The sequence below is a fragment of the Cryptosporangium arvum DSM 44712 genome, from assembly GCF_000585375.1.
GTDB classification, from domain to species: Bacteria; Actinomycetota; Actinomycetes; order Mycobacteriales; family Cryptosporangiaceae; genus Cryptosporangium; species Cryptosporangium arvum.
The window spans coordinates 9064308-9088331 of sequence record NZ_KK073874.1 but is presented as its reverse complement, the minus strand read 5'-3'; the positions used below and the strand labels follow the sequence as shown (position 1 = coordinate 9088331).

The window sequence follows — 24024 nt, the reverse complement described above, 5'->3', positions numbered from 1 at the left end:
CTCCTAGGACGAGAGTGCGGTCAGTCCGGCCCGCAGCATGGTCGGCTCGTGCCAGACCGGTAGCCGCAGGAACGTGCGTTGTCCGTCGTACGTGGAAAAACCGGGGCCCGCGGCCACCCGGACGCCGGCCCGCTTGCCGCGCTCGGCCAGGGCGACGGCGTCCTGGCCGGTGTCGACCCAGAGGCCCGAGCCGCCGTCGATCGGGTTCCAGTGCCAGTCGGGATAGGCGCACCGCAACTCCGCCTCGGTGGCCGCCAGCGCCTCGGTCAGCATGGTGCGACGCTGGTGCCGGGCCAGGTCGGTGCGCGCGATCAACTCGACGGCGACGAGCTGGTCGGCGACCGACGACGCGAGGTCGACGGCCTTTCGCAGCTCGACCAGCCCGTGGATGCGGGTCTCGCTCGCCCGGATCCAGCCGATGCGGACGCCGCCCCAGAACAGCTTCGAGGTGCTGCCGACGGTCACCAGCAGCTCGGGGTCGACGAGCCCGGCCAGCGTGCGGGCGACCGGAGGACCGGCGAGCGTCAGATCCGCCGAGCAGGTGTCCTCGATGGTGGTGAGCCCCGCGTCGTTGATCAGGGTGGCCAGCTCGGTGCGGCTCCCGTCCTTCATGCTCCGACCGGTCGGGTTGTGGATCGCGGTCTGGCAGAACAGGGCCTGGGGTTTGCGGCTCAACGCGTGCCGCACCTGCTCGACGTCGAGCCCGCCGCCGGCGAGCGGAATGCCCTCGGCCCGCGCGTCGGTGGAGCGGAGCACCTCCAGCGCGCCGCGATAGGTCGGTTCCTCGGTCAGCACCAGGTCGCCGCTTCCGGCCAGGCTGGTGACCGCCAGCCAGGTGGCCTGCTGGGCCCCGGAGGTGACGAGGATCTGCTGCGAGCGGGTCGGCAGCCCGTCGCGGGTGTACTGATCGGCGATGGCCTGGCGTAGCACCGGCAGCCCGGCCGGGAAGTAGCCGTCGGTCGCCAGGTAGGCGGTCAGCTCGGTGCGCGGCCGGGCCAGGACGTCCGCGGCGATCGGCGAGGCGGGCAGCGCACCTGTCGACAGGTCGATGACGTCGCCCGGCGCACTGGTGAACGAGAAGAGCCGGCCGCTCGGACGGCCGTGCAACTGGCCGCGGGCCGACCGCACCCGGGATCCCGAGCCACGGTTCGTGGCCAGGTAACCGCGGGCTTCCAGGGACTCGTAGGCGGACGTCACCGTTCCACGGGAAACCAGGAGCGCGGTGGCGAGGCGCCGTTGGGGCGGGAGCAGGGCTCCGGCGGGCACCAACCCGGCGTCGATCAGCTCGACGAGTGCGGCGACCAGGTCGTCGGTGAGGGTGGCCGAGCCGGTCGTCCAGCCACCGAGCAGACGGCAGACCTCACTCGCGTCCAGTGCCGTCATCGCCACTCGTGCACTGTCCCACTGCGGAGGGGTGCGGGTGTGGGCCAATCCCTGGAAATTGGTCCAGATCTGAGGGCTGCCGGCCGCCTAGCCTCGGCGTAATCGTTCGCACGGCGAAAGGACCGGGTCAATGGCGACCGTGGCGTTGCTCGGCACGTTCGACACCAAAGGCGACGAGTACTCGTGGCTGCGTGACCGCCTCAGCGGGGCCGGCGTCGACGTCGTCGCCATCGACGTCGGCTCCTTCTCGAGCAGCACGCTCGCCGACGTTCACTCCGACGACGTGCTGCGCGCTGCCGGTGCGGACCCCGACACGCTTCGGGAACGCCGCGACCGCGGCGAGATGATGAGCGCGATGGGCGCCGGTGCGGCCGTGGTCGTCCGCCGGTTGTTCGACGAGGGCCGCCTGCACGGGTTGCTCGCCGTGGGTGGCTCGGGTGGGTCGTCGGTGGCCGCGCCCGCGATGCAGGCGCTGCCGATCGGCGTTCCCAAACTGCTCGTGTCGACGATGGCCAGCGGCGACGTCCAGCCGTACGTGGGCGAGGTCGACGCGACGCTGATGTACTCGGTCGTGGACGTGGCCGGGATCAACTCGGTCTCCGAGGCCGTCCTGGGCAACGCGGCCGCGGGTATCGCCGGCATGGCTCGCGCGTACGCCGATCGCGTTCCGGCCGCAGACCGGAAGCCGCTCGTCGGCCTGACGATGTTCGGCGTCACCACCCCGGCCGCCGACGAGGCCCGCGAGCGCCTCACCGACCTCGGCTACGAGGTACTCGTCTTCCACGCGACCGGCACGGGCGGCCGGGCGATGGAGAAACTCGTGGAGTCGGGTCTGCTCGCCGGCGTCTGCGACCTCACCACGACCGAGCTGTGCGACGACCTGGTCGGAGGAGTGCTCAGCGCCGGACCGTCGCGGCTGGAGATCGCCGGGCAGCTCGGCCTGCCCCAGGTGGTGAGCGTCGGCGCGCTCGACATGGTGAACTTCGGCCCGCGCGAGACCGTGCCGCCGCAGTTCGAAGACCGGAACCTGTTCGTGCACAACCCCACGGTGACGCTCATGCGGACGACGCCGGCCGAGATGGCGGAGCTGGGGCGTCGCATCGCCGGCAAGCTCGCCGCCGCCACCGGGCCGACCGCCCTGTTCCTGCCGTTGCGTGGGGTGAGCGCGATCGACGTCGACGGTGGCCCGTTCCGGGATGCGGCCGCGGACGAAGCGCTGTTCGACGCGCTGCGAGCGGGGCTGGCGGGGTCCGGCGTGTCCGTTCACGAGCGGGATGCGGCAATCAACGACGCTGGGTTCGGCGCCGCGGCGGCGGAGGCGTTGCACGGGTACATCAAGGGAGCATCCGCATGAGGCAGGCCGTTCTGGAGCAGTTCCGGGCGTCGGTTGCGGCCGGACGGCCGTTGATCGGCGGAGGGGCCGGAACCGGGATCACGGCGAAGTCGGCCGAGGCCGGTGGGATCGATCTGCTGATCATCTACAACTCGGGCCGGTTCCGGATGGCCGGACGGGGTTCGCTGTCGGGTCTGCTGCCCTACGGGGACGCGAACGCGATCGTGCTCGAGATGGCCAACGAGGTGCTTCCGGTCGTGTCCCGGACGCCGGTGCTCGCCGGGGTGTGCGGCACCGACCCGTTCCGGGTGATGCCGCACTTCCTGCGCCAGGTTCGCGACCTGGGGTTCGCCGGGGTGCAGAACTTCCCGACCGTCGGGCTGATCGACGGGGTGTTCCGCGCGAACCTCGAGGAGACCGGGATGGGCTTCGGACTCGAGGTCGACATGATCCGGGCCGCCCACGAGCTGGACCTGCTCACCGCGCCGTACGTGTTCGACGAGGAACAGGCCGCCGACATGGCCCGGGCCGGCGCCGACATCCTGGTGCCGCACATGGGGCTGACGACGTCGGGGACGATCGGGGCGCAGACCGCTCTGTCGCTGGAGGACGCGGCGCAACGCGTCCAAGCGCTCGCCGACGCCGCTCGCCGGGTGAACCCCGACATCCTGTGCCTGTGCCACGGCGGCCCGATCGCCGAGCCCGCGGACGCGCAGTACGTGTTGGATCACACCGAGGGTGTGGTCGGCTTCTTCGGTGCCTCGTCGATCGAGCGCCTCCCCACCGAGGTCGGCATCCGCCGCCAAACCGAGGATTTCAAAGCCCTGACGTTCAACTTTTGACGGGTGGGGCGAAAGTAGACGCATGGTGATCGTGGCTGGGCAGATCGTGGTGGAGGCTTCCGACCGGGAGGCCTATCTCGCGGGGTGCGTGCGTGTCGTGGAGTTGGCGCGGGCCGCGGAGGGGTGTCTCGACTTCTCGATCGCGGCGGATCTGGTCGAGCCGGGGCGGATCAACGTCTTCGAGCGGTGGGAGTCCCAGCAGGCCGTCGAAGCGTTCCGCGGCAGCGGACCCGACGGCGACCAGTCGGCCGCGATGCTCTCCGCCTCGGTGGCCGAGTACGACGTCGCGGGCATCCGCTCGCTCACCTGAACCGGGTTCAGCGTGCCTCGCTGAACTCCAGCGAGCTGTTCCAGACCCATTCACGCAGCGCCCGGTCGTAGGAGATCTCCGGAGACCGGGCCTCGACGTCGCGGTCGAAGTAGCGCCCGGTGACGCCGTCCAAGTCCGGTGACGTCGCGACGCGGAGGATGAACGCCGCGCTCTGCTCCGGCGTCAGCAGCGAACGTTTGACCAGGCCGCCGAACGGCCGCATGAACGTCGGCATCATGTCGTCGACGATCTTGGTGCCGGCCAGGCCGGGGTTCACCGCGTTGACGGTGACGCCGTCCACGGTCTCGGCCAGGTGGTAGCCGGCCATCAAGGTCAGTAACTTGGCCCGCGCGTACGCGGTGAACGGCTCGAACCCCCGCTCGCCGTTGAGATCCGGCAGCTCGGCCGGCTCCAGCGACACCGGCCGCGGGCGGCGGCGGATCTTCACCTGGCGCGTGTCGGTCATCGCGGCCGAGACGACGTTGACCACCCGCGCCGGTGCCCCGGCCCGCAGCGCCGGACGCAGCAGGTTCGTCAGCCGGAACCCGCCGAGGTGGTTGACCGCGATGTGCATCTCGACGCCGTCGGCGCTGATCGCGCGGTGGCGGAAGTGCGCGCCCGCGTTGTTGACCAGCAGGTGCAGCGCGTCGTGCTTCGCGGTGAACTCGGCGGCGAGCCGGCGGACCTCGGCCAGCGAGGACAGGTCCGCGGTCATGACCTCGACGTTCTTCGGCTCGAACTCCACGCGGCTCCGCGCGACGGCGATCACGGTGCCGCCGCGCCGGGCCAGCTCCCGGACGATGACTCGACCCATCCCACCGGTCGCCCCGGTGACCATGCTGATCATTGCTCCCCAATCTGTGAGACGGACTGTCTCATAGATTAGTGCCGACGTTCTGTGAGTCAAGCTGTCTCATAAGCTGATGCGGTGAGACCCACCGATCCCCGCGTCGAGCGCAGCCGCCAGGCGATGCTCGCGGCCGCGCGTGAGCTGCTGCTCCACCACGGGCCCGGCGCGGTGACCCACCAGCGGGTCGCCGAGCAGGCCGGCGTCGGCCGGGCCACGGTCTACCGGCACTGGTCGCGGGCCGAAGAGCTCCTGCTGGCCACGATGCCCGGTGCCGACCTGCCCTACTTCCGCGACCCGCAGTCGCCGGTGCGGACCTGGCTCTTCGGGGAGCTCCGGCGGCTGGCCGACGAGATGGTCCAGCCGGAGGTGGCCGCCGTGACACTCACGCTGATGCACGGTGCGCTCTGGGATGCCGACATCGCGCGGCAGCGTGACGCCTCGGTCGCGAACATCACCGAGCGGATCGGGGCCGCGCTGACGCTCGCCCGCGCGTCCGGCGAAGCCGTCGTCGCGGTCGACGACGCGGTCGCCGCGGCTGTGTTGATCGGGCCCCTGGTCTACCGCACCGCGATGCAGACCGCCCCCGTACCCGACCAGCTCCTGGAAGCAGCGCTCGACGCCGTATTTGACTTCAAGGGCGCTTGAAGTCGCAGCATCGCCGGCATGAAACGCACCCACGCGGAGACCGACGCGCTCATCGCCCTGCTCGACATCGGTGACGGCATCCCCGGCGGCCAGGAGCTGCGCCGGCGCTCGTACCAGTTGCTGGACCTCGCGCCGGGCAGCGCGGTGGTCGACGTCGGTTGCGGGTCCGGCCGGGCGGCCGCGGAGATGTCCGCGCTCGGCGTGACCGCGGTCGGCGTCGACCCGGACGAACGCATGGTCGCGGTCGCGAGCGAACGGTGGCCCGCCGTGGACTACCGGGTCGCCACCGCGGAAGAACTACCGTTCGGCGACGCCGAACTGCGCGGATATCGCGCCGACAAGGTGTTCCACGTCCTGGACGACCCGGCGCGCGCGGTGGACGAGGCGCGGAGGGTGCTGGCGCCGCGGGGTCGGATCGTGCTCGTCGGGCAGGACTGGGACACGATCGTCATCGACTCCGACGACCCCGCGCTCACCCGCACGATCGTGCAGGCGGCCGCCGACCGGATCCGCGGCCCGCGCGTCGTCCGACGCAGCCGCAACCTCCTGCTCGACGCGGGGTTCACCGACGTCACCGTCGAGGTGCACACCTGGATCTTCACCGGTTCGACGATGGTGCCGATGCTCGCCGACCTGGCGGCCAAGGCGCGCACTGGCGAAGCGACGAGCGACGCGCGAACCGAGACCTGGATCGCCGACCAGCGGGCTCGCGGCGAGCAGGAACGCCTGTTCCTCGCGCTCCCGATGTTCGTCACCGCGGCCACGCGGAGGGCATGAAAAAACCCGCCCGGGTCGGACCCGGGCGGGTTCTCCGTACGATCAACGTCCTCGGGGGCGCCAGACCGGCAACACCGTCTGGCTCAGGGGCACCAACTCACCCCGGTACGGCATCGCGGCCTGGGCCTCGGCGGCTTCGCGCCGAGCCTGCCGCAGTTCACCCACCAGCTCCTCGATCTGTTCCTCGAGGTCACGAACGCGCTTGGTCAGCTCGATGATCTGCTTGATGCCGGCGAGGTTCACGCCCTCCTCCTGGGAGAGCCGGGAGATCTCGCGCAGCAGCACGACGTCGCGTGCGCTGTACCGACGTCCACCACCGGCCGAGCGACCGGGCTGGACGAGCCCGAGCCGGTCGTACTGGCGAAGGGTCTGCGGATGCATTCCGGACAGCTGCGCCGCCACCGAGATCACAAAAACGGGCCCTTCGAAGGCCACGTCGATCTCGATCTCGAACTCCTGCTTGGCGGGCTCACTCATCGTGCTCCCTCCCGTTCCAGGTGTGCCCGAGGGTTGCCGGGCGTAGCGGCGGCAAAATCAGCCAGCGCCTTCCGGGCCGCCTCGTTGAGGTTCTGCGGAACCTCCACCTCGATGGTGACCAACAGGTCACCCGGAGGGGAATCGCCCTTACGGACGCCCTTGCCCCGCACTCGCATGATTCGTCCGCTCGGGGTGCCCGGCGGGATCCGCAGGGTCACCGATCCGTCGAGCGTCGGCACCCGGATCTCGGTGCCCGCCACGGCCTCCGGGAACGTGACCGGAACCGTCAGCGTCAGGTTCAGCCCGCTCCGGCCGAACAGCGAGTGCCCGCGGACGTGGACCACGACGTAGAGGTCGCCGGGGGGCCCGCCGCGCTGGCCGGGCTGACCCTTGCCCTTGAGCCGGATCCGCTGCCCGTCGCTGACGCCGGCCGGGATCCGCACGTGCATCGTGCGGGTTTTGGTGACCCCACCGCTGCCCTTGCAGTCCGCGCACTTCTCGTCGACGACGGTGCCCGCACCCTGGCATTCACGGCACGGCTCGGAGAACGAGAACGCGCCCTGGTTGCGGCTCACCAGCCCGGTGCCGAGACACAGCGGGCAGGTGCGCGGCTTGGTGCCGGCCTTGGCCCCGCTGCCGTGGCAGGTCTCGCAGACGCCCGGCGCGTGCAACCGCAGCGGGACGGTCACACCACGAGCGGCCTCGGAGAAATCGAGGGTCGCCTCGGTCTCGATGTCACCGCCGCGATTGGACGAGCCGGGCTGCCTGCTGCCACCGAACATCGCGCCGAACAGGTCGCCGAGGCCGCCGCTGCGAGCGCGGTGCGCCCCACCGGCAGCCCCCGGCCCGCCGGGACCACCGGCGCCCTGGGAGGCGTTGAACAGATCGGTGAAGTCGAACGGCACACCGCCGGGGCCGGTGCCCCCGAACCCCCCGGCCCCGGCCTGGCGCCGGAACGCGCCAGACCCGAAGAGCGTGCGCGCCTCGTCGTACTCGCGGCGTTTCCGCTCGTCGGACAGGACGCCGTAGGCCTCGGAAACTTCCTTGAACCGGGCCTCGGCCTCGCTGTTGCCGGGATTCTTGTCGGGATGCAGGTCACGCGCGAGCTTGCGGTACGACCGCTTGATGACGTCCGGGGAAGCGTCCTTCGACACGCCCAGGACTGCGTAGTAGTCCTTCTCGATCCAGTCCTTGGTACTCACCGGGCGCGCCTCCCTTCGTCACTCGGCGGACGACTCACCGGACGTCTCGACGCCACCATTATTTCCCGAGTCGCTCGGATTCTCCGGGTCGGCTACGGCGACCATCGCCGCCCGCAGCAGCCGGTCACCGAGCGAGTAACCCTTGCGCAGCACCTCGATGCAGGCTGTCTCGGTGACGTCCGGACTCGTGGTGTGCGCGACCGCCTCGTGGAACGTCGGGTCGAAGGGATCACCCTTCTCGCCGAACGCGTCGAGCCCGAGTTTGGTGAGGATCGCGACCAGTTGCTCGGCGACCGCGCCGAAGGGACCGGTCAGGTCACCGTGTGCCCGCGCCCGGTCGAGGTCGTCGAGAACCGGGAGCAGCGCGGTGAGCACCGCACCCGTTGCTTGCTCGGCCACGGCCTGCCGGTCACGCTCGACCCGACGGCGGTAGTTGGCGTATTCGGCCGTCACCCGCTTCAGGTCGGCGGTGCGCTCGGCAAGCTCGGTCGTCAGCTTCGCCAGATCACTGCCGTCAGCCGTCTGCTCCGTGGTCTCCGTCGCACCCATACCGCCTCCTTCCCCCACGCTGTCGGACGCCCCGGCCGAGGTACCGGCCGGAGCGTCGACGCCTGAGCCGCCGTCCGACGGACCATCCGCCGCGGGGCCGGCGGAGGCCGAAGCCCCCGCCGTGTCCCCGCTGAGGCTGGACACCGCGACCTCTCGCGGTGCCCCGGTCTCCGGATCGATGCGGCGCCGGTCGCGGATCACGACCTTCGGCTGCGGGTCCTCGGAGTGCCCGTCGTTCGTCGTGCTCACTTCTGAGCGCCCCCGCGGTTCTCGTGAGCGCCGCCGCGGTTCTCGTCGTCGACGATCTCGGCGTCGACGACGTCGTCGTTCCCGGCGGAGGCCGACGGCGGAGGCGTGGTGCCACCGGCGGTCGGGCCATCCCCGGCCTCGGCCGCACCGGTCGCGGCCTGGGACTGCGCGTACATCGCGGTGCCGACCTCCTGGGAGATCTTCGCGACCTTCTCCTGCGCGGTCTTGATGGCCTCGAGGTCGGTGCCACCGAGAGCGGACCGGAGCTCGGACAGAGCCTCGGAGAGCTCGGTCTTCTTGTCGGCCGGGATCTTGTCGCTGTTCTCGGCCAGGAACTTCTCGGTCTGGTACTGCAGGGACTCGGCGACGTTACGCACCTCGGCCTGCTCGCGACGCTGCTTGTCTTCCTCGGCGTGCGCCTCGGCGTCGCGCATCATCTGCTGGATGTCGTCCTTGCTGAGCGCGGAGCCACCCGAGATGACCATCTTCTGCTCACGGGCGGTCGCGAGGTCCTTGGCGGACACGTTCACGATGCCGTTCGCGTCGATGTCGAAGGTGACCTCGATCTGCGGGACGCCACGCGGCGCCGGCGGGATGCCGGTCAGCTCGAACATTCCGAGCTTCTTGTTGTACGCGGCCATCTCGCGCTCGCCCTGGTAAACCTGGATCTGCACGGACGGCTGGTTGTCGTCGGCGGTGGTGAAGATCTCCGAACGCTTGGTCGGGATCGTCGTGTTCCGCTCGATCAGGCGGGTCATGATGCCGCCCTTGGTCTCGATGCCCAGCGACAGCGGGGTCACGTCGAGGAGCAGGACGTCCTTGACCTCGCCCTTCAGGACACCGGCCTGCAGCGCGGCGCCGACGGCCACGACCTCGTCCGGGTTGACGCCCTTGTTGGGCTCCTTGCCGCCGGTCAGCTCCTTCACCAGGTCGGTGACGGCCGGCATGCGGGTGGAACCACCGACGAGGACCACGTGGTCGATGTCGGCGACGCGGATCTGCGCGTCCTTGATCGCCTGGTGGAACGGGCCCTTGCAGCGGTCGAGCAGGTCAGCGGTCATCCGCTGGAACTCGGCGCGGGAGACGTTCACGTCCAGGTGCAGTGCGCCGTTGGGCCCACCGGTGATGTACGGCAGGTTCACGTTCGTGGACTGCTGGCCGGAGAGCTCGATCTTGGCGACCTCGGCCGCCTCGCGGATGCGCTGCATCGCGATCTTGTCGCTCGACAGGTCGATGCCGTTGGTGGCGGAGAACTGCTTCACCAGGTAGTCGACCAGGCGCTGGTCCCAGTCGTCACCACCGAGGTTGGTGTCACCGGAGGTGGCCTTCACCTCGACCACACCGTCGCCGATCTCCAGCAGCGAGACGTCGAACGTACCGCCACCGAGGTCGAAGACCAGGATGGTCTGCTCGGTCTCACCCTTGTCGAGGCCGTAGGCCAGCGCCGCCGCGGTCGGCTCGTTCACGATCCGCAGCACGTTCAGGCCGGCGACCTGACCGGCCTCCTTGGTGGCCTGCCGCTGGTGGTCGGAGAAGTACGCGGGAACCGTGATCACCGCGTCGGTGATCGGCTCGCCGAGGTACGACTCCGCGTCCCGCTTGAGCTTCTGCAGCACGCGGGCGCTGATCTCCTGCGGGGTGTACTTCTTGCCGTCGATGTCGACGGTCCAGTCAGTGCCGATGTGGCGCTTGACCGACCGGATCGTCCGCTCGACGTTGGTGACGGCCTGCCGCTTAGCGACCTCGCCGACGAGTACCTCACCGTTCTTGGCGAAAGCGACGATCGACGGAGTGGTCCGCTTGCCCTCAGCGTTGGCGATGACCGTCGGCTCGCCACCCTCGAGGACGCTGACGACCGAGTTGGTGGTACCGAGGTCGATGCCGACCGCTCGTGCCATGGATCCCTCCTCCTAGGGGGTTGCGGAGATCTGTGCTCCGCAGAGTTTTCTCATTCGAGGCTCACCGAACTTGAGTCAACCTCGCGCAAGTTTGCTGATCGGCTCAACGATAGCTCGCCGTGTCTTGTTCCGCGCCAGCGGGGTCAGATTCGGACAGGGCGCACATCCAGCGCTTTCTGGACTATGCCCAAATCGGGACACTGTCACCTCCCCGTCTAGTGGGTGACACGATTGCCTTCCGACGATCTAGCCTCGTGCCCGTGACGGACGGGGCAAACGGTCAACTCGTCGGAGGCCGATATCGGCTGGGCCCGCATCTGGGGTCGGGCGGTATGGGCACGGTCTGGCGTGCCACCGACGACTTGCTGCACCGCGACGTAGCGGTCAAAGAAGTCCCGATTCCCGACGGTTTGCCGGCGAACGAAGCCGAACGATTGCGGGAGCGGTACCTCCGCGAGGCCCGCGCGGCCGCCCGTCTGCGCCACGCCGGTGTCGTCGGCGTCTACGACGTGATCCCGGAGCCCGACCGGGTCTGGATCGTCATGGAGTTCATCGAGGCCCGGAACCTGGCTGAGACCCTGCGCCAGGACGGCCCGATGTCGCCCGAACGCGCGGCCGTGCTCGGTCTGCAGATCCTGGACGCGCTCGACCACGCCCACCGCGCCGGCGTGCTGCACCGGGACGTCAAACCGGCAAACGTCATGGTCACGCGGGAGGACCAGGGCGAGAGGGCGGTGCTCACCGACTTCGGCGTCGCGTCGGTCGTCGGCGACGCGTCGCTGACCCGCACCGGCCACCTGGTCGGCTCGCCGGCCTACCTCTCACCGGAGCGGCTCACCGGCGGGGAGGTGGGGTCGCCGGCCGACCTCTGGTCGCTCGGCTGCACGCTGTTCGCGGCGGTCGAGGGCAAGGCGCCGTTCGTCCGCGACGAGCAGTTCGCGGTCATCACCGCGATCACGCTGGAGCCGGTTCCGCCGGCGCCCCGGGCCGGGAACCTCGCGCCGGTGATCGCCGGCCTGCTCGACAAGGATCCCGAGCAGCGCTGGGACGCCACCCGCACCCGGGCCGCACTGCGCCGGGTCGCCGACGGGCTGCCGGTCGAGACCCTCACCGCGACGTCCTGGGGCACGCCGCCACCCAACGACGAGCGGCAGAACGTCTGGATGCCCGGCGATCCGACCGGGTCGATCTCCGGCGCGCCGGTGTCGGGCACGCCCCAGGAGTACCGGCTGGAGCCGAGCCCGCGCGCCGACTGGACCCCCTCGTCGATTCCCGACCTGTCCGGGCCCCGGCCCGTCTCCGGCAGCCCCGGAATCAACGTCTCCGGGCTCTACGAGTCGAGCGCCCGGCAGGCCACTGGACGGATCTCCGGCACCGCCCGGCCGACCTCGGTGCCGCCGGCGGCGTACGTCCGGCCGCCGTCCGGCCCGCCGCACTCCGCCCCGCCGTACTCCGCCGGGCCGCAGGCCGCTCCGGAGCCGCCGCGGAAGGGCCGGCTGGGACTCTGGCTGCTGGCCGCTCTGCTCGTCGTGCTCCTCGCCGGCACCGCGGGGGTGGTGGCGAGGAAGAACGGCTGGCTCGACCTCTCCGGTGGCGCGGACCCGACGAGCTCGCCGACCGAGGCTCCGCCCTCGTCGTCAGGGGCGCCCGAACCGGCCGCGAACACGTACAAGGGCGACCGGTACACGCTGCGCTATCCGCAGACGTGGAAGGTCTACTGCATGGAGGACCCGGCCGAGATCGAGCGGCAGGGGCACGACGGCTGCTACTTCGACCAGCTGACTCCCGCCCAGCACACCGACGACAACACCGACTTACGACGCAGCCCGTACGTGCTCGTCATCGTCGGCAAGGCGGACGGCACCGCGCTGGAGCAGCTCGAGCGCGAGGAGTCGGTCGCGGCCAAGAAGGGCTCGTTCCCCGAGTACGCGCGCGTACAGCTCGAGGAGCAGACCTACGGCGAGCACCAGGGTGCCGTTCTCGAGTTCACCCACCAGGGCGTCGTGGTCAACCAGCAGCACCGGGTGCGCATCTTCCGCTTCGTGCAGGGCGGCCAGTTCTACGAGGTCTCGCTGCGGGCCCCGCAGAGCAGTTACGACGACTACCTGGCGGGCTTCGAGCAGATCGCGGGCTCGCTCAGCCCGGCCTGATCGGCCTGCGTAGGGTTCCGCACTAATGGGCAAGGGGAGTGCAGCTCACCCGAGGAGGAACCGTGTCGCAGACCGTCGCCGACAAAGTGCTCTGGAAGGTCGTTGGTGGAGGAGCGGTAGCCGCCGCGGCCTTCGTCGCGAAGAAGAGCCTGGACGGCAGTTGGCGCGCGGTCACCGGTAACCCGCCGCCGAACAACCCGGAAGATCCCGACGTGGCCTGGAAGGAAGCGATCGGGTTCGCCCTGCTCTCCGGTGCGGTGATCGGTCTGGCGCAGCTGCTGGCGGCCCGGAACGCGGCAAAGTACTGGCGGAAGCGGTACGGCGCGCTGCCGCCGGGCCTGCGCGACGTCGGCTGACAGCGTTAGTTTTTCCACAACGAGAGCGGCGTCACGTTACTGGCGGGTACTGCCGGGCGTAAGGTGCCTGCACGCCCGTTGTGCGTTCAAAGAAGCGCGCGCTGATCCGCAGGAGGATCGTCAGCAATGGACGCTGTCCAGATAGTCGCCGCGGTCATCGCCCTCGGTGTGGCCGTCGTCGGCCTCGTCCTGTTCGTCCGCGCGATCGCCACGATCGTGCGCACCATCAAGCTCGGTGCGCCCGACTACTCGCGGACGAACGACAAGGGCGACCGCACGAAGACGATGCTCCGCGAGTTCTTCGGCCACACCAAGATGATGAAGTGGCATTCGGTGGGCATCGCTCACTGGTTCGTCGCGCTCGGCTTCATCCTGTTGGTCGCGACGCTCGCCAACGCCATCGGCCAATTGTTCGCGCCGCACTGGGTGCTGCCGATCATCGGCCATTTCTGGCCTTACGAGTTGATGACCGAGTTCTTCTCGGTGGCGACGATCCTCGGCATCGCGGCGCTGATCGTGATCCGGCAGCGGGCCCACCCGCGCAACCCGGAGCGCAAGTCACGGTTCGCCGGGTCGAACTTCTGGCAGGCCTACTTCGTCGAGTTCGTGATCATCGCGGTGCCGATCTGCATCCTGCTGATCCGCGGCTTCGAGGCGGCGCTGACCGGCAAGGCCGACTCGTGGAGCATCCACTTCGCGTTCAGCTACCCACTCGGCGCGGCGTTCTCCGGGCTCTCCGAGGGCGCGCTCGAGACCGCGATCGTGCTCACCGCCGCGGTCAAGGTGATCATCTCGTTCGCCTGGATGATCGTGCTCGGCCTCAACCCCACGATGGGCGTGGCCTGGCACCGGTTCAGCGCGTTCTTCAACATCTTCTTCAAGCGCAACGCCGACGGCGCGGTGGCACTCGGCGCGCTGAAGCCGATGACCAGCGAGGGCAAGCCGCTGGACTTCGAGGAGGCCGACCCGGAGAAGGACGTCTTCGGCGTCAGCCAGGTCGAGCACTTCAGCTGGAAGGGCATGCTCGACTTCACGACCTGCACCGAGTGCGGTCGGTGCCAGTCGCAGTGCCCGGCCTGGAACACCGGCAAGCCGCTCTCGCCGAAGCTTCTGATCACCGGCCTGCGTGACCACGCCTACGCCAAGGCGCCGTACCTGGCGGCCGGCGGCGGCAAGACCGTGGAGGGCGAGGAGAAGGGGTCCGAGGAGCAGCTCGCCGGGGTCAACGCGCTCGCGCTGGCCGAGGCCGAGCGTCCGCTGATCGGTGACCTGGACTCGCTGGGCGTCATCGACCCGGACGTGCTGTGGTCCTGCACCACCTGCGGCGCCTGCGTCGAGCAGTGCCCGGTCGACATCGAGCACGTCGACCACATCGTCGACATGCGCCGCTACCAGGTGATGATCGAGTCGAGCTTCCCGTCCGAGGCCGGCGTGATGCTCCGCAACATCGAGAACAAGGGCAACCCCTGGGGCGCCAACCCGAACGACCGCGAGGAGTGGACCAAGAACCTCGGGTTCGAGGTCCGCAAGGTCGAGCAGGGCGAACCGCTGCCCGAGGACGTCGAGTACCTGTTCTGGGTCGGTTGCGCCGGTGCGCTCGAGGACCGCGCGAAGAAGGTCACCAAGGCCGTCGCGACGCTCCTGCACGAGGCGCAGGTCGAGTTCGCGATCCTCGGCACCGGCGAGACCTGCACCGGTGACCCGGCCCGCCGGATCGGCAACGAGTTCGTGTTCCAGATGCAGGCGATGCAGAACGTCGAGGTGCTGAACGCGGCGTTCGAGGAGCGTCAGCCCAAGGACAAGAAGATCGTCGCGACCTGCGCGCACTGCTTCAACACGCTCAAGAACGAGTACCCGACGATCGGCGAGGACGGTGGCCACTACGAGGTCGTCCACCACACCGAGCTGCTCTCCACGCTGGTGCGCGACGGCAAGCTGACGCCGGTGACGCCGATCGAACAGAACGTCACGTTCCACGACCCGTGCTACCTGGGCCGGCACAACCGGGTGTTCTCGGCGCCGCGCGAGGTGATCGGAGCGGTCGTCGACGCGTCGCCGAACTCCACCCTCACCGAGATGCCGCGGTTCAAGGAGCGCTCGTTCTGCTGCGGCGCCGGTGGCGCGCGGATGTGGATGGAGGAGCGCATCGGAAAGCGGATCAACGTCGAGCGCACCGAGGAGGCGCTCTCGACCGGCGCCGAGGTCGTCGCGATCGGCTGCCCGTTCTGCCTGACGATGCTCTCCGACGGGGTGACCGGAGCGAAGGCGGCCGGGACGGCGTCCGACGCCGTCGAGGTCATGGACGTCTCGCAGCTGCTGCTGAAGTCGATCCAGCCGGCCGCCGAGCCGGCGAAGCCCGCGTCGACGCCGACCGGCAACCCGGTTTCGGCCGAGGAGATCGGCCCGAACGAGCCGACGCACAGCTGATTTCTTCACTGACGGCGGTCACCCGAATACGGGTGGCCGCCGTACGCATATGCGTTACATGTCGGGCAGACCTGATACGGGTGCGGCGAGACATCGAGCCGTACCATTAGTTTCCGTGAGACCCCGACATAGTTGCCTCCAAGAGGTGACCGGTCATTGACGTTCTAATACCGCTGATCGCGTTCGTTGCGCTGACGGCTGCGAACGCGTTCTTCGTGGCCGCGGAGTTCTCGTTGGTCACCGTCGACCGCGCGAGCATCTCGGAACAGGCCGCCGCGGGTGATCGGTCCGCCAAACGGCTTTCCACGGCCCTGCACTCGCTCTCGTTCCAGCTCTCCGGAGCGCAGCTGGGCATCACGCTCAGCGCGCTGCTCACCGGTTACCTCGCCGAGCCGGCCATCGCCGAGCTGATCGAGCCGGTGATCCCGGGCAGCGACGAGGTCGCGGACGGTATCGCGGTGGCGTTGGCGCTCGTCATCGCCACGCTGATCTCGATGCTGTTCGGCGAGCTGGTGCCGAAGAACGCCGCACTGGCCCGCCCGCGTGGCCTCGCGCTCTGGACCGCCGGGCCGCTCCGGGTGTTCTCGATCATCCTCCGGCCGATCATCGCGCTGCTCAACGGCACCGCGAACGTCATCGTCCGGCGCCTGGGCATCGAGCCGCAGGAGGAGCTGGCCAGCGCCCGTTCGCCCGAGGAACTCGGGCTGCTCGCGGCGATCTCGGCCCGCGCCGGCGCGCTGCCCACCGAGACCGCGACGCTGCTGCAGCGCACGATCCGCTTCGGCGACAAGCGCGCGGCCGAGGCGATGACGCCCCGCGTCGACGTCGTCGGGCTGGAGGCCACCGCGACGGTCGAGGACCTGCTCGCGCTGGCCACCGAGTCCGGGCACACCCGCTTCCCGATCTACATCGACACGCTCGACCAGGTGGTCGGCGTCATCGGGGTGATCGACGCGCTGAGCGTTCCCGCGCAGCGCCGGAGCGACACGCTGGCCCGGTCGATCGCCCGCGATCCCGTACTGGTGCCGGAGAGCCTCGACCTCGACGCGGTACTGGCCGCGCTGCGCGCCGGGAACGCCGAGATCGCGATCGTCGTCGACGAGTACGGCGGCACCGACGGCATCGTCACCACCGAGGACCTGGTGGAGGAGCTGGTCGGCGAGATCGACGACGAGTACGACCCGCCCACCGGCCTGGACACCCCGCGGATCACCGCGCCGGACGCGGACCAGGCCGTTTTGGTGCCGGGCGTGCTGCGTGAGGACGAGCTGGCCGAGCAGACCGGGTTCCGGTTGCCAGACGGCCCGTACGAGACGCTTGCCGGGTTCGTGATGTCCCAGCTGGGGCACATCCCGGTCGAAGGCGAGCGCGCCGAGTACAACGGCTGGACGTTCGTCGTCACGTCGGTCGAGCGGCACCGCATCGAACAGGTGAAGGTCCGGCCGTCGCCGGACTGGCTCGAGGAGCGGCGGGCCGCTCGCGCCGAAGCCGATTCCGCGGTGCGTGCTGCCTCCGACGCCGCGGGCGGCGAAGCCGCCACCGCGAGCGGCGAGCGCGGAGAGGGCACCTCACGTGCGGTGCCCGGCTCGGCGGCGTCGGAAGAGAAGTCTTTGTCTGGTTCGCGGGGGAAGGCGCAGTGAACACGCTCAATCTGGTCGTGACGTTCCTGCTGCTGCTCGGGAACGCGTTTTTTGTGGGCGGCGAGTTCGCGCTCATCGCGTCGCGGCGGACGCAGTTGGAGCCGCTCGCGGCGCTGGGCTCGCGGCGCGCGGCAGCGGCGTTGAAGGCGATGGGGCAGATCCCGCTGATGATCGCGGGCGCGCAGCTCGGGATCACGATCTGCTCGCTGGGGCTCGGTGCGATCGCCGAGCCGACGCTCGCGCACCTGCTCGAAGCGCCGTTCGGATCGCTCGGGGTGTCCGACGATCTGCTGCACCCGATCGCGTTCGTGCTCGCGCTGGCGATCGTGGTGTTCCTGCACACGGTGCTCGGCGAGATGGTGCCGAAGAACATCGCGCTGGCCGGCCCGGAGAAGGCCGTGATGTGGCTCGGCGCGCCGATGCTGTGGTTCGCGCAGGCCACGAAGCCGATCCTGGTCGCGCTGAAGTGGGTGTCGCGGACGCTGCTCGGGTTGCTCGGGATCGAGTCGCAAGACGCGGTGAAGACGGTCTACACGGCGGACGAGCTGGCCAGCCTCGTGGCCGAGTCACGCACCGAGGGCCTGCTCGACGCCGAGGACCACCGGCGCATCACCGGTGCGCTCTCGCTCGCCGAGAAGACCGCGGGCACGGTGGCGGTGCCGTGGCCGCAGGTCGACACCGTCAACGAGGAGATCAGCCCGGCCGCGCTGGAGGTGCTCGCCACGCGTGTGCGCCGGTCACGGTTCCCGGTGGTCGACCGGTCCTCGCTGGAGATCGTCGGATTCGTGCACGTCAAAGACGTGCTCGGGATGAGCGGTGCCGAGCGGCGGGCGCCGCTGGCCCCGTCGATCATCCGGACGCTGAAAGCAGTGCCGCCGTCGATGACGCTCGCCGACCTGCTGGTGCTGATGCGGCGGGAGCGGGTGCACTTCGTGCTGGTGACCGACGGGGTGACCCCGGTGGGGGTGGTGACCCTGGACGACGTTCTGCACGCCGTTTTCGGTGAGGCCCCTAGCGTTCTGTAGACCAGGTGCGGAAGTTCTTCCACGAGCGGGACGGCGTGGGGCCGCGTTGACCCTGGTAGCGGGAGCCGAAGACGGCTGAGCCGTAGGGCTCGGTGGCCGGGCTGGAGAGTCGGAACAGGCACAGCTGCCCGATCTTCATGCCCGGCCAGAGCGTGATCGGCAGGTTCGCGACGTTGGAGAGCTCCAGCGTCACGTGACCGGAGAAACCCGGGTCGATGAACCCCGCGGTGGAGTGCGTCAGCAGGCCCAGACGACCGAGGCTGGATTTGCCCTCGAGGCGGCCGGCGAGGTCATCGGGGAGCGTGACGAGCTCGAACGTCGAGCCGAGGACGAACTCGCCAGGGTGGAGGACGAACGGGCTCTTGTCGGGCGTCTCGACCAGTTCGGTGAGATCGTCCTGCTGCTCGGACGGGTCGATGTGGGTGTACTGCATGTTGCGGAAGACCCGGAACCACCGGTCGAGCCGGACGTCGACGCTCGAGGGTTGGACGAGCTCGGGTTCGTACGGTTCGAGGCCCAGCCGGCCGGCGTCGATCTCGGCGCGGAGGTCGCGGTCGGAGAGCAGCATGCTCGCACCCTATCGACCGCTATCGGGGCGGCGCGGCCCGCCGGTACCAGACGTGGGCGCCGTACGCGGCCGGCACCGTGAGCACGGCCAGACACGTCAGCAACGCCGCTGTCGCTTCCCAGTGCACCGGCAGCAGAGCCACGGCGGCCAACGCGGCACCGAGCCCGATCTTCAGCGCCGGGCTCAGCACCGGGTGGGTCGGCTCGTCCGGGTCGCGCTCGAGCGTCAACTCCAGGACACCGATCGTCGCCAGCGCCGCACCGACGCCGACGAACAGCAGGCCGGGAACGTCGTGCCCGGTGAGGGCAACGGTGATCATCGCGCCGGCCACCGTGATCGCGAGCAGCGCCAGCAGATGCAGGTAGACCCAGCCCAGCGCGGTGGCGATCGCCTGGCGGGCCGGGCGGCGAGCCACGAAATCAAAGTAGAGCCACCAGAACGCGAAGCAGATCGCCAGGCCGAGCGCGCCCGCGGTCAAATTCTTCTCGGCTTCGTCGAGCCCGTGGATCACTCCGACGACCGCTTCGCCGAGGACGATCATCGTGAACAGCCCGAACCGCTCCGGCCATTTGGAGCGGCTCAGCGGCGGCAGGACACTCTGCTGCTTGGTGGTGAACGCCGGCGTGACGATCTCGACGAGCACCGCCGCGGCGAAGAGCGCGTCGTTGTCCGTGGTCAGGCTCGCGACGATCAGCCCGGTCGCGAGCAGGTATCCGACGGCGAACCGCAGCGCGATCGGCCGGAACGAGCGCTCGTGCAGGGCGGCGCGGAGCCAGAGCGCGATGTTCAGCCCGCGCGCGGCCAGGTAGGCGCCGGCGAACCCGGCATCGACGCCGTGCGGGGCCCAGATCGCCAGACCCGCGACCGTGAGCAGCGCCAGGAACGTGAAGAAGCGGTTCTCCAGGCCATCGGTCTCGAAGCGCTCGGTGTAGTAGGTGAACGCGTTCCAGACCCAGAACACGGCCGCGAACTGCAGCGCGAAGCCCGCGAGATGGTGCGGGTCATGCGCGAGATCCTCGGCCAGGATGCCGATGACGACGACGAAGACGAGATCGAAGAAGAGTTCCAGCCAGCCGACGGGGCGGTGTAACCCGTCCTCTTCGTCGCGTCGGATCGCGGCGCGGCGCCAGTACGTGCGTTCCATCGTGCTTCTTCCCGTGATGTGTTGCAGTGATTACATCGTTGCAGGAGTTCGAGCACAATGGAGATTCGTGGGTAGTGCGGGGGCACCGTGTCGACGGGGAGAGAAGGCGGTAAGGTAGCTGTCGCTGCGGGTGTAGTTCAATGGCAGAACATCAGCTTCCCAAGCTGACAGTGCGAGTTCGATTCTCGTCACCCGCTCAGAGGTAGGGGTCGTGTGTCAGCGGAATGCGCTGACCTCGGCCCCTTCGCCATTTCGCTCCGGGGCCGAGCCCCGGAAACCCCACGGTGCGAGGGTTGCTCTCGCTGTCCTGCTGACCCCTCGTGCCATTTGCGTGCCATTAGTTCGTTGGGGCGAGGATGCCCGGCGCCGTCATCCGGGTCTTCTGAGTTGTCGTGGGCAGCGGATTCGCCGTCGTCGGCCGAGGCTTTAGCGGCTGGCTAGGTGCTGGGCGATTGCCTTTGCGATCTCGCGATCTGCCTGGTCGTCGCGTGCTGGTAGACGATGGCGGCGGTGGAGCTGTCGTGCCCCAACCGCGCCATGAGGGCAGCGGGGCTCGCACCGGGACGGGCTGCCAACGTTATCGGCCGGCCACTCGGCCGGGGAGCTGTGGCCCATCCTTGCCAGGAGGTCGCGGGGGGTGGGTCGACGGCGGACGGGATGAGGTCGGTTCATGGTCGACTACCGGTGTGCGAATCACGGTCGACGCGGAAGTCGATGCGGCCTACGTCCAGATTGCCGATGACGTCCAGGACGGGGAGGCCGTCGAACAGGTCGTCGTCGACCGACCCGGACGAGGTGACGTCGTGCTCGACTTCGACGCCGCCGGCCACCTGCTGGGAGTCGAAGTCGTCGGCGCTACCGGTCTCCTCCGCGGCTCGGTTCTCGCAGCTGCCGACCGCATCTAGCCGACCCCCGCCGTGACTTTGGCGGAGGGGCCCGGGGGTCTACCGCGGGCAACGGTGGGCACCGCGCGCCGCAGGTCAGGGCCCACGGCGGCACCGGGGCTCTAGGTCAGCGCGTTGAAGACCTTTTCGGGGGTCTTGCGGGTGGTGGCCAGGTCGGCGGCCGAGTCGGCGATCTCGTCCGGGTTCAGGGTGGGGAGGCCCTCGGGGCCGAAGGTTGCCACCGCGTGCCGATGGATGTCGCCCCGTTCGATCAGGCCGCCGATCACCAAGGTGCCGGCGTAGACCCCGGTATCGGTCAGGGCCGCGTTCAACGTCAGCGCGTAGGTGCGGAGGGCGGCGGAGGCGGGGGCCAGGGCGCCGAGCATCGGGAGTGGCACCACCGCGCCCAGGCCGGTCACGTAGAGCAGCGTTCCGGCGCCGTGGTCGAGCATGCCGGGCAGCACCAGGCCGGTGAGGTCCACCGCGGGGCGGACCAGCGCGCGGATCGCCTCGTCCAGGTGGTGGGGTTCGGTCTGGTCGATCGGCACCGGGTGGGCGGTGGGGTCAGCGGCGCCGGGGCCGTAGTAGAGCGTGCCGATCGGGCCCAGCCGGTCGGTCACGGTGGCCACCGCGGCCCGGGTCCGGTCCGGATCGGTCACGTCGGCCGCGACGGCGATCGCGGTGACGCCATCGGCGCGCAGCGAGGAGACGTAGGCGTCGTGACGGTCCGGCCGGCGGGAGATCAGCGCCACCGGGTGGCCGTCGCGGCCGAAGCGGCGGGCCATCGAGAGGCCGAGGCCCGGGCCGGCTCCGACGATGAGGATTGGTTTCACGCGCCCCACTGTCGCCGCGGTGGGACGCGCGCGGCAGAGGGCACTTCAATGTGCCTACCAGGCCAGCGCCTCGCGGTCCTGCCAGAGCAGACCGGTCGGAGCCGGGGTGCCGTCCGGCTGGGCCGCCGGGCGGGTGCAGAGCCAGATCACGGTCTCCGCGCCCTCGGCGGCCGAGCGGGGCGCGTCGGGGCCACCCATGTCGGTGCGGCTGCGGCCCGGGGCGACCGCGTCGACGAAGACACCTCGGCGGCCGAGCCCGGTCTCGTAGGCGAAGTTGCGGGTCAACGCGTTCAGGCCGGCCTTCGCCACCCGGTAGGGCGCGACGCCGCCGGTGTTGCCGGGGCCGGTCATGCGTCCCTCGTCAGCGGAGATGTTCACGACACGGCCGCTCCGGCGAGCCATCATCGCCGGTGCGAACGCCTGGATCAGCAGGAACGGCGCGTCGAGTACCACCGCGGACACCGAGCGCCACTCGGCGTACGTCGTCTTCAAGGTCTTGGACGTGCGCCCGCCCAGGATCCCCGCGCCGTTGACCAGCAGGTCGACCTCTCCGAGCTCGGAGAGCTTCTCCGGCAGCCGGGCCACCGACCCGGGCTGGCCCAGGTCGCACGGGGCCGCGACCGCGTCGATGCCGTCCGTGCGCAGTTTGAAGACCGCCTCGTCGAGGCGTTCCGGGTCGCGGGCGACGCACACGACCGTGGCGCCTTCCCGGCCCAGCCCCGCTGCGACTTCGTACCCGATACCGCGACTCGCGCCGGTTACCAGCGCGACCTTGCCGTCCAGAGTCCGCTCCACGCGTCCAAGCCTTTCGAAGAATCCGGTCGGCCGCTACGTCCGACCCGCGGTCGCTCAAAATGCGGAGACGGACATACCGCGTGAAGATCGTTGTATGCGCATACTCGTGACGGGCGCTACCGGCTACATCGGTGGCCGATTGGTGCCCAGGCTGATCGAACAGGGGCACGACGTCCGTTGCCTGGCGCGGACACCGGCGAAACTCCGGGACGTCCCGTGGGCCAAGAAGATCGAGATCGTCCAAGGCGACGTCACCGACCCCGACTCGCTGCGAAAAGCGGCCGAGGGCATCGACGTCCTCTACTACCTCGTCCACAGCCTGGGGACAAAAGGGTTCGACGACCTCGATCGCCGGGCGGCGGAGACCGTCGCCGACGCCGCCGCTGCTCAGGGCGTCAAGAGGATCGTGTATCTGGGTGGGCTGTACCCGAAGGGGGTCCCCGCGCAGAAGCTATCGCCCCACCTGCGGTCCCGGACCGAGGTCGGGCAGATCCTGCTCGACTCCCCGGTGCCCACCGTGGTGCTGCAGGCCGCGGTGATCATCGGGTCAGGCTCGGCGTCGTTCGAGATGCTGCGCTACCTCACCGAGCGCCTGCCGGCGATGGTGACACCGCGCTGGGTGCGCAACCGGATCCAGCCGATCGCGGTCCGCGACGTGATGCGCTACCTGGTCGCGTGCGCCGAACTGCCGCCCGACGTCAACCGGGCGTTCGACATCGGCGGCCCGGACGTCCTGACGTACGCGGACATGATGCAGCGCTACGCACGGGTCGCCGGCCTGCCCCGTCGGGTGATCGTGCCGGTCGGCGTACTGACCCCGACGCTGTCCGCGCAGTGGGTGAACGTCGTGACCCCGGTGCCGAGGGCGATCGCGATCCCGCTGGTCCAATCGCTGATCCACGAGGTGGTCTGCGGCGAGCACGACATCGCCGAGTACGTTCCGGACCCGCCGGAGGGCGCGACGCCCTACGACCACGCGGTCGAGCTCGCGCTGCGCCGCATCCGCGACGACGCGGTCGAGACGACGTGGGCCTGGGCCTCGACGCCGGGCGCCCCGAGCGACCCGCTGCCCAGCGACCCGGACTGGTCGGGCGGCAGCGCCTACACCGACGTGCGCGAACGGACGGCGAACGCCTCACCGGACACGCTCTGGCGGGTCGTGGTCGGGATCGGGGGCGAGAACGGCTGGTACTCGTTCCCCCTGGCCTGGTCGATCCGGGGTTGGATGGACCGGATCGTCGGCGGCGCCGGGCTCCGTCGCGGACGCCGCGACCGCGACGAGATCTACGTCGGCGAGGCGCTGGACTGGTGGCGGGTCGAAGAGATCGAGCCCGGGAAGCTGCTGCGGCTCCGGGCGGAGATGCGGGTGCCGGGGCGGGCCTGGCTGGAGCTGAGCGTCGCCCCGGACCCGGAGGGCGCCCGCTACCGGCAGCGTGCGGTCTTCCTGCCGCGTGGTCTGGTCGGCCACGCGTACTGGATCGGGATCGTGCCGTTCCACGGGATCGTGTTCGGTGGGATGGTCCGCAACATCACCCGCGCGGCGGAGCGGCTGGAGGCCGGCGAACCGTTGGCGGCGTCGACCGGACTGCCACTGCAAACACCCGTTCGGTGAGCGAACCCAAGAATCTGCTGAGCAGCGACACCGCCGACTAGATACCAACAAGTACCCTGCTCGGAAGACCTGTAC

General features: G+C 69.9%; 22 protein-coding genes and 1 tRNA gene. 13 read left to right on the top strand and 10 right to left on the bottom strand.

Annotated elements, in window-relative coordinates; all coding sequences use genetic code 11:
- Positions 1 to 3: 3 nt before the first annotated feature.
- Positions 4 to 1383, bottom strand: a complete 1380-nt coding sequence (locus tag CRYAR_RS41870) for an aminotransferase-like domain-containing protein (RefSeq protein WP_035870057.1) — start codon at positions 1381 to 1383, stop codon at positions 4 to 6.
- Positions 1384 to 1513: 130 nt separating this feature from the next.
- On the opposite strand from CRYAR_RS41870, the gene CRYAR_RS41865 reads away from it, so the two are divergent.
- From CRYAR_RS41865 to CRYAR_RS41855, 3 genes are read left to right on the top strand one after another with little or no spacing between them, the layout of a single operon-like run.
- The gene (locus CRYAR_RS41865; RefSeq protein WP_035859346.1) at positions 1514 to 2737 is read left to right on the top strand and encodes a Tm-1-like ATP-binding domain-containing protein; all 1224 of its coding nucleotides are present in this window, start codon (positions 1514 to 1516) and stop codon (positions 2735 to 2737) included.
- A complete protein-coding gene (locus CRYAR_RS41860) occupies positions 2734 to 3558 on the top strand; it encodes a phosphoenolpyruvate hydrolase family protein (protein ID WP_035859344.1) in 825 nt (274 codons plus the stop codon). Before CRYAR_RS41865 ends, CRYAR_RS41860 begins: the two co-directional genes overlap by 4 nt.
- A 22-nt stretch (positions 3559 to 3580) precedes the next feature.
- On the top strand, positions 3581 to 3868 hold the full coding sequence (locus CRYAR_RS41855) for a putative quinol monooxygenase (RefSeq protein WP_035859342.1): 288 nt from the start codon (positions 3581 to 3583) through the stop codon (positions 3866 to 3868).
- Positions 3869 to 3875: 7 nt separating this feature from the next.
- Here the strand turns inward: CRYAR_RS41855 and CRYAR_RS41850 are convergent, their stop codons facing one another.
- Positions 3876 to 4715, bottom strand: a complete 840-nt coding sequence (locus CRYAR_RS41850; protein WP_035859340.1) for an SDR family NAD(P)-dependent oxidoreductase — start codon at positions 4713 to 4715, stop codon at positions 3876 to 3878.
- Between the two features lie 81 nt (positions 4716 to 4796).
- On the opposite strand from CRYAR_RS41850, the gene CRYAR_RS41845 reads away from it, so the two are divergent.
- Positions 4797 to 5363, top strand: a complete 567-nt coding sequence (locus CRYAR_RS41845) for a TetR/AcrR family transcriptional regulator (RefSeq protein WP_211247901.1) — start codon at positions 4797 to 4799, stop codon at positions 5361 to 5363.
- A gap of 18 nt (positions 5364 to 5381) precedes the next feature.
- The gene (locus CRYAR_RS41840; protein ID WP_035859327.1) at positions 5382 to 6140 is read left to right on the top strand and encodes a methyltransferase domain-containing protein; all 759 of its coding nucleotides are present in this window, start codon (positions 5382 to 5384) and stop codon (positions 6138 to 6140) included.
- 42 nt (positions 6141 to 6182) lie between these two features.
- On the opposite strand, the gene CRYAR_RS41835 is transcribed toward CRYAR_RS41840, so the two are convergent.
- From CRYAR_RS41835 to dnaK, 4 genes are read right to left on the bottom strand one after another with little or no spacing between them, the layout of a single operon-like run.
- A complete protein-coding gene (locus CRYAR_RS41835; RefSeq protein ID WP_051571799.1) occupies positions 6183 to 6617 on the bottom strand; it encodes a heat shock protein transcriptional repressor HspR in 435 nt (144 codons plus the stop codon).
- The gene (dnaJ, locus tag CRYAR_RS41830; RefSeq protein ID WP_035859325.1) at positions 6614 to 7819 is read right to left on the bottom strand and encodes a molecular chaperone DnaJ; all 1206 of its coding nucleotides are present in this window, start codon (positions 7817 to 7819) and stop codon (positions 6614 to 6616) included. The genes CRYAR_RS41835 and dnaJ overlap by 4 nt, the downstream gene beginning before the upstream one ends.
- A gap of 18 nt (positions 7820 to 7837) precedes the next feature.
- Entirely contained in the window at positions 7838 to 8617 is a 780-nt protein-coding gene (grpE, locus tag CRYAR_RS46635) for a nucleotide exchange factor GrpE (RefSeq protein ID WP_084701660.1), read from the bottom strand.
- Positions 8614 to 10515, bottom strand: coding sequence for a molecular chaperone DnaK (gene dnaK, locus CRYAR_RS41820; RefSeq protein ID WP_035859323.1), 1902 nt, complete (start codon positions 10513 to 10515; stop codon positions 8614 to 8616). The genes grpE and dnaK overlap by 4 nt, the downstream gene beginning before the upstream one ends.
- A gap of 260 nt (positions 10516 to 10775) precedes the next feature.
- Between dnaK and CRYAR_RS44425 the strand changes: the two genes are divergently transcribed.
- The 5 genes from CRYAR_RS44425 (at position 10776) to CRYAR_RS41795 (ending at position 18113) form a co-directional block, all read left to right on the top strand.
- A complete protein-coding gene (locus CRYAR_RS44425) occupies positions 10776 to 12665 on the top strand; it encodes a serine/threonine-protein kinase (protein WP_157018513.1) in 1890 nt (629 codons plus the stop codon).
- Between the two features lie 62 nt (positions 12666 to 12727).
- Positions 12728 to 13021, top strand: coding sequence for a DUF4235 domain-containing protein (locus CRYAR_RS41810; RefSeq protein ID WP_035870044.1), 294 nt, complete (start codon positions 12728 to 12730; stop codon positions 13019 to 13021).
- Positions 13022 to 13147: 126 nt separating this feature from the next.
- The gene (locus CRYAR_RS41805) at positions 13148 to 15448 is read left to right on the top strand and encodes a (Fe-S)-binding protein (RefSeq protein ID WP_051571791.1); all 2301 of its coding nucleotides are present in this window, start codon (positions 13148 to 13150) and stop codon (positions 15446 to 15448) included.
- 167 nt (positions 15449 to 15615) lie between these two features.
- On the top strand, positions 15616 to 17088 hold the full coding sequence (locus tag CRYAR_RS41800; protein ID WP_084701658.1) for a CNNM domain-containing protein: 1473 nt from the start codon (positions 15616 to 15618) through the stop codon (positions 17086 to 17088).
- On the top strand, positions 17085 to 18113 hold the full coding sequence (locus tag CRYAR_RS41795) for a hemolysin family protein (protein WP_211247900.1): 1029 nt from the start codon (positions 17085 to 17087) through the stop codon (positions 18111 to 18113). The genes CRYAR_RS41800 and CRYAR_RS41795 overlap by 4 nt, the downstream gene beginning before the upstream one ends.
- Here CRYAR_RS41795 and dcd read toward each other — a convergent pair.
- Entirely contained in the window at positions 18100 to 18681 is a 582-nt protein-coding gene (dcd, locus tag CRYAR_RS41790) for a dCTP deaminase (protein ID WP_035859320.1), read from the bottom strand. The genes CRYAR_RS41795 and dcd overlap by 14 nt on opposite strands.
- Before the next feature lie 19 nt (positions 18682 to 18700).
- Entirely contained in the window at positions 18701 to 19825 is a 1125-nt protein-coding gene (locus tag CRYAR_RS41785; protein WP_051571789.1) for a low temperature requirement protein A, read from the bottom strand.
- Positions 19826 to 19951: 126 nt separating this feature from the next.
- On the opposite strand from CRYAR_RS41785, the gene CRYAR_RS41780 reads away from it, so the two are divergent.
- Together CRYAR_RS41780 and CRYAR_RS41775 are read left to right on the top strand one after the other, a co-directional pair.
- Positions 19952 to 20022, top strand: a tRNA-Gly gene (locus CRYAR_RS41780).
- A 489-nt stretch (positions 20023 to 20511) separates the two neighbouring features.
- Entirely contained in the window at positions 20512 to 20730 is a 219-nt protein-coding gene (locus CRYAR_RS41775) for a DUF2283 domain-containing protein (protein WP_035859316.1), read from the top strand.
- A gap of 101 nt (positions 20731 to 20831) precedes the next feature.
- Here the strand turns inward: CRYAR_RS41775 and CRYAR_RS41770 are convergent, their stop codons facing one another.
- Together CRYAR_RS41770 and CRYAR_RS41765 are read right to left on the bottom strand one after the other, a co-directional pair.
- A complete protein-coding gene (locus tag CRYAR_RS41770; RefSeq protein ID WP_157018511.1) occupies positions 20832 to 21542 on the bottom strand; it encodes an SDR family NAD(P)-dependent oxidoreductase in 711 nt (236 codons plus the stop codon).
- Positions 21543 to 21596: 54 nt separating this feature from the next.
- Positions 21597 to 22337: an SDR family NAD(P)-dependent oxidoreductase gene (locus tag CRYAR_RS41765; protein ID WP_035859310.1), complete on the bottom strand. Its 741-nt coding sequence runs from the start codon at positions 22335 to 22337 to the stop codon at positions 21597 to 21599.
- Positions 22338 to 22431: 94 nt separating this feature from the next.
- On the opposite strand from CRYAR_RS41765, the gene CRYAR_RS41760 reads away from it, so the two are divergent.
- Positions 22432 to 23949 (top strand): SDR family oxidoreductase, encoded by a 1518-nt coding sequence (locus tag CRYAR_RS41760; RefSeq protein WP_051571785.1) that lies wholly within the window; start codon positions 22432 to 22434, stop codon positions 23947 to 23949.
- Positions 23950 to 24024 lie beyond the last annotated feature (75 nt).

Excerpts from the sequence above, each read along its gene's own strand:
- CRYAR_RS41870 (WP_035870057.1), bottom strand. The coding sequence starts at position 1,383 with ATGACGGCACTGGACGCGAGTGAGGTCTGCCGTCTGCTCGGTGGCTGG.
- CRYAR_RS41865 (WP_035859346.1), top strand. The coding sequence starts at position 1,514 with ATGGCGACCGTGGCGTTGCTCGGCACGTTCGACACCAAAGGCGACGAG.
- CRYAR_RS41860 (WP_035859344.1), top strand. The coding sequence starts at position 2,734 with ATGAGGCAGGCCGTTCTGGAGCAGTTCCGGGCGTCGGTTGCGGCCGGA.
- CRYAR_RS41855 (WP_035859342.1), top strand. The coding sequence starts at position 3,581 with ATGGTGATCGTGGCTGGGCAGATCGTGGTGGAGGCTTCCGACCGGGAG.
- CRYAR_RS41850 (WP_035859340.1), bottom strand. The coding sequence starts at position 4,715 with ATGATCAGCATGGTCACCGGGGCGACCGGTGGGATGGGTCGAGTCATC.
- CRYAR_RS41840 (WP_035859327.1), top strand. The coding sequence starts at position 5,382 with ATGAAACGCACCCACGCGGAGACCGACGCGCTCATCGCCCTGCTCGAC.
- CRYAR_RS41835 (WP_051571799.1), bottom strand. The coding sequence starts at position 6,617 with ATGAGTGAGCCCGCCAAGCAGGAGTTCGAGATCGAGATCGACGTGGCC.
- dnaK (WP_035859323.1), bottom strand. The coding sequence starts at position 10,515 with ATGGCACGAGCGGTCGGCATCGACCTCGGTACCACCAACTCGGTCGTC.
- CRYAR_RS41805 (WP_051571791.1), top strand. The coding sequence starts at position 13,148 with ATGGACGCTGTCCAGATAGTCGCCGCGGTCATCGCCCTCGGTGTGGCC.
- dcd (WP_035859320.1), bottom strand. The coding sequence starts at position 18,681 with ATGCTGCTCTCCGACCGCGACCTCCGCGCCGAGATCGACGCCGGCCGG.
- CRYAR_RS41785 (WP_051571789.1), bottom strand. The coding sequence starts at position 19,825 with ATGGAACGCACGTACTGGCGCCGCGCCGCGATCCGACGCGACGAAGAG.
- CRYAR_RS41760 (WP_051571785.1), top strand. The coding sequence starts at position 22,432 with ATGCGCATACTCGTGACGGGCGCTACCGGCTACATCGGTGGCCGATTG.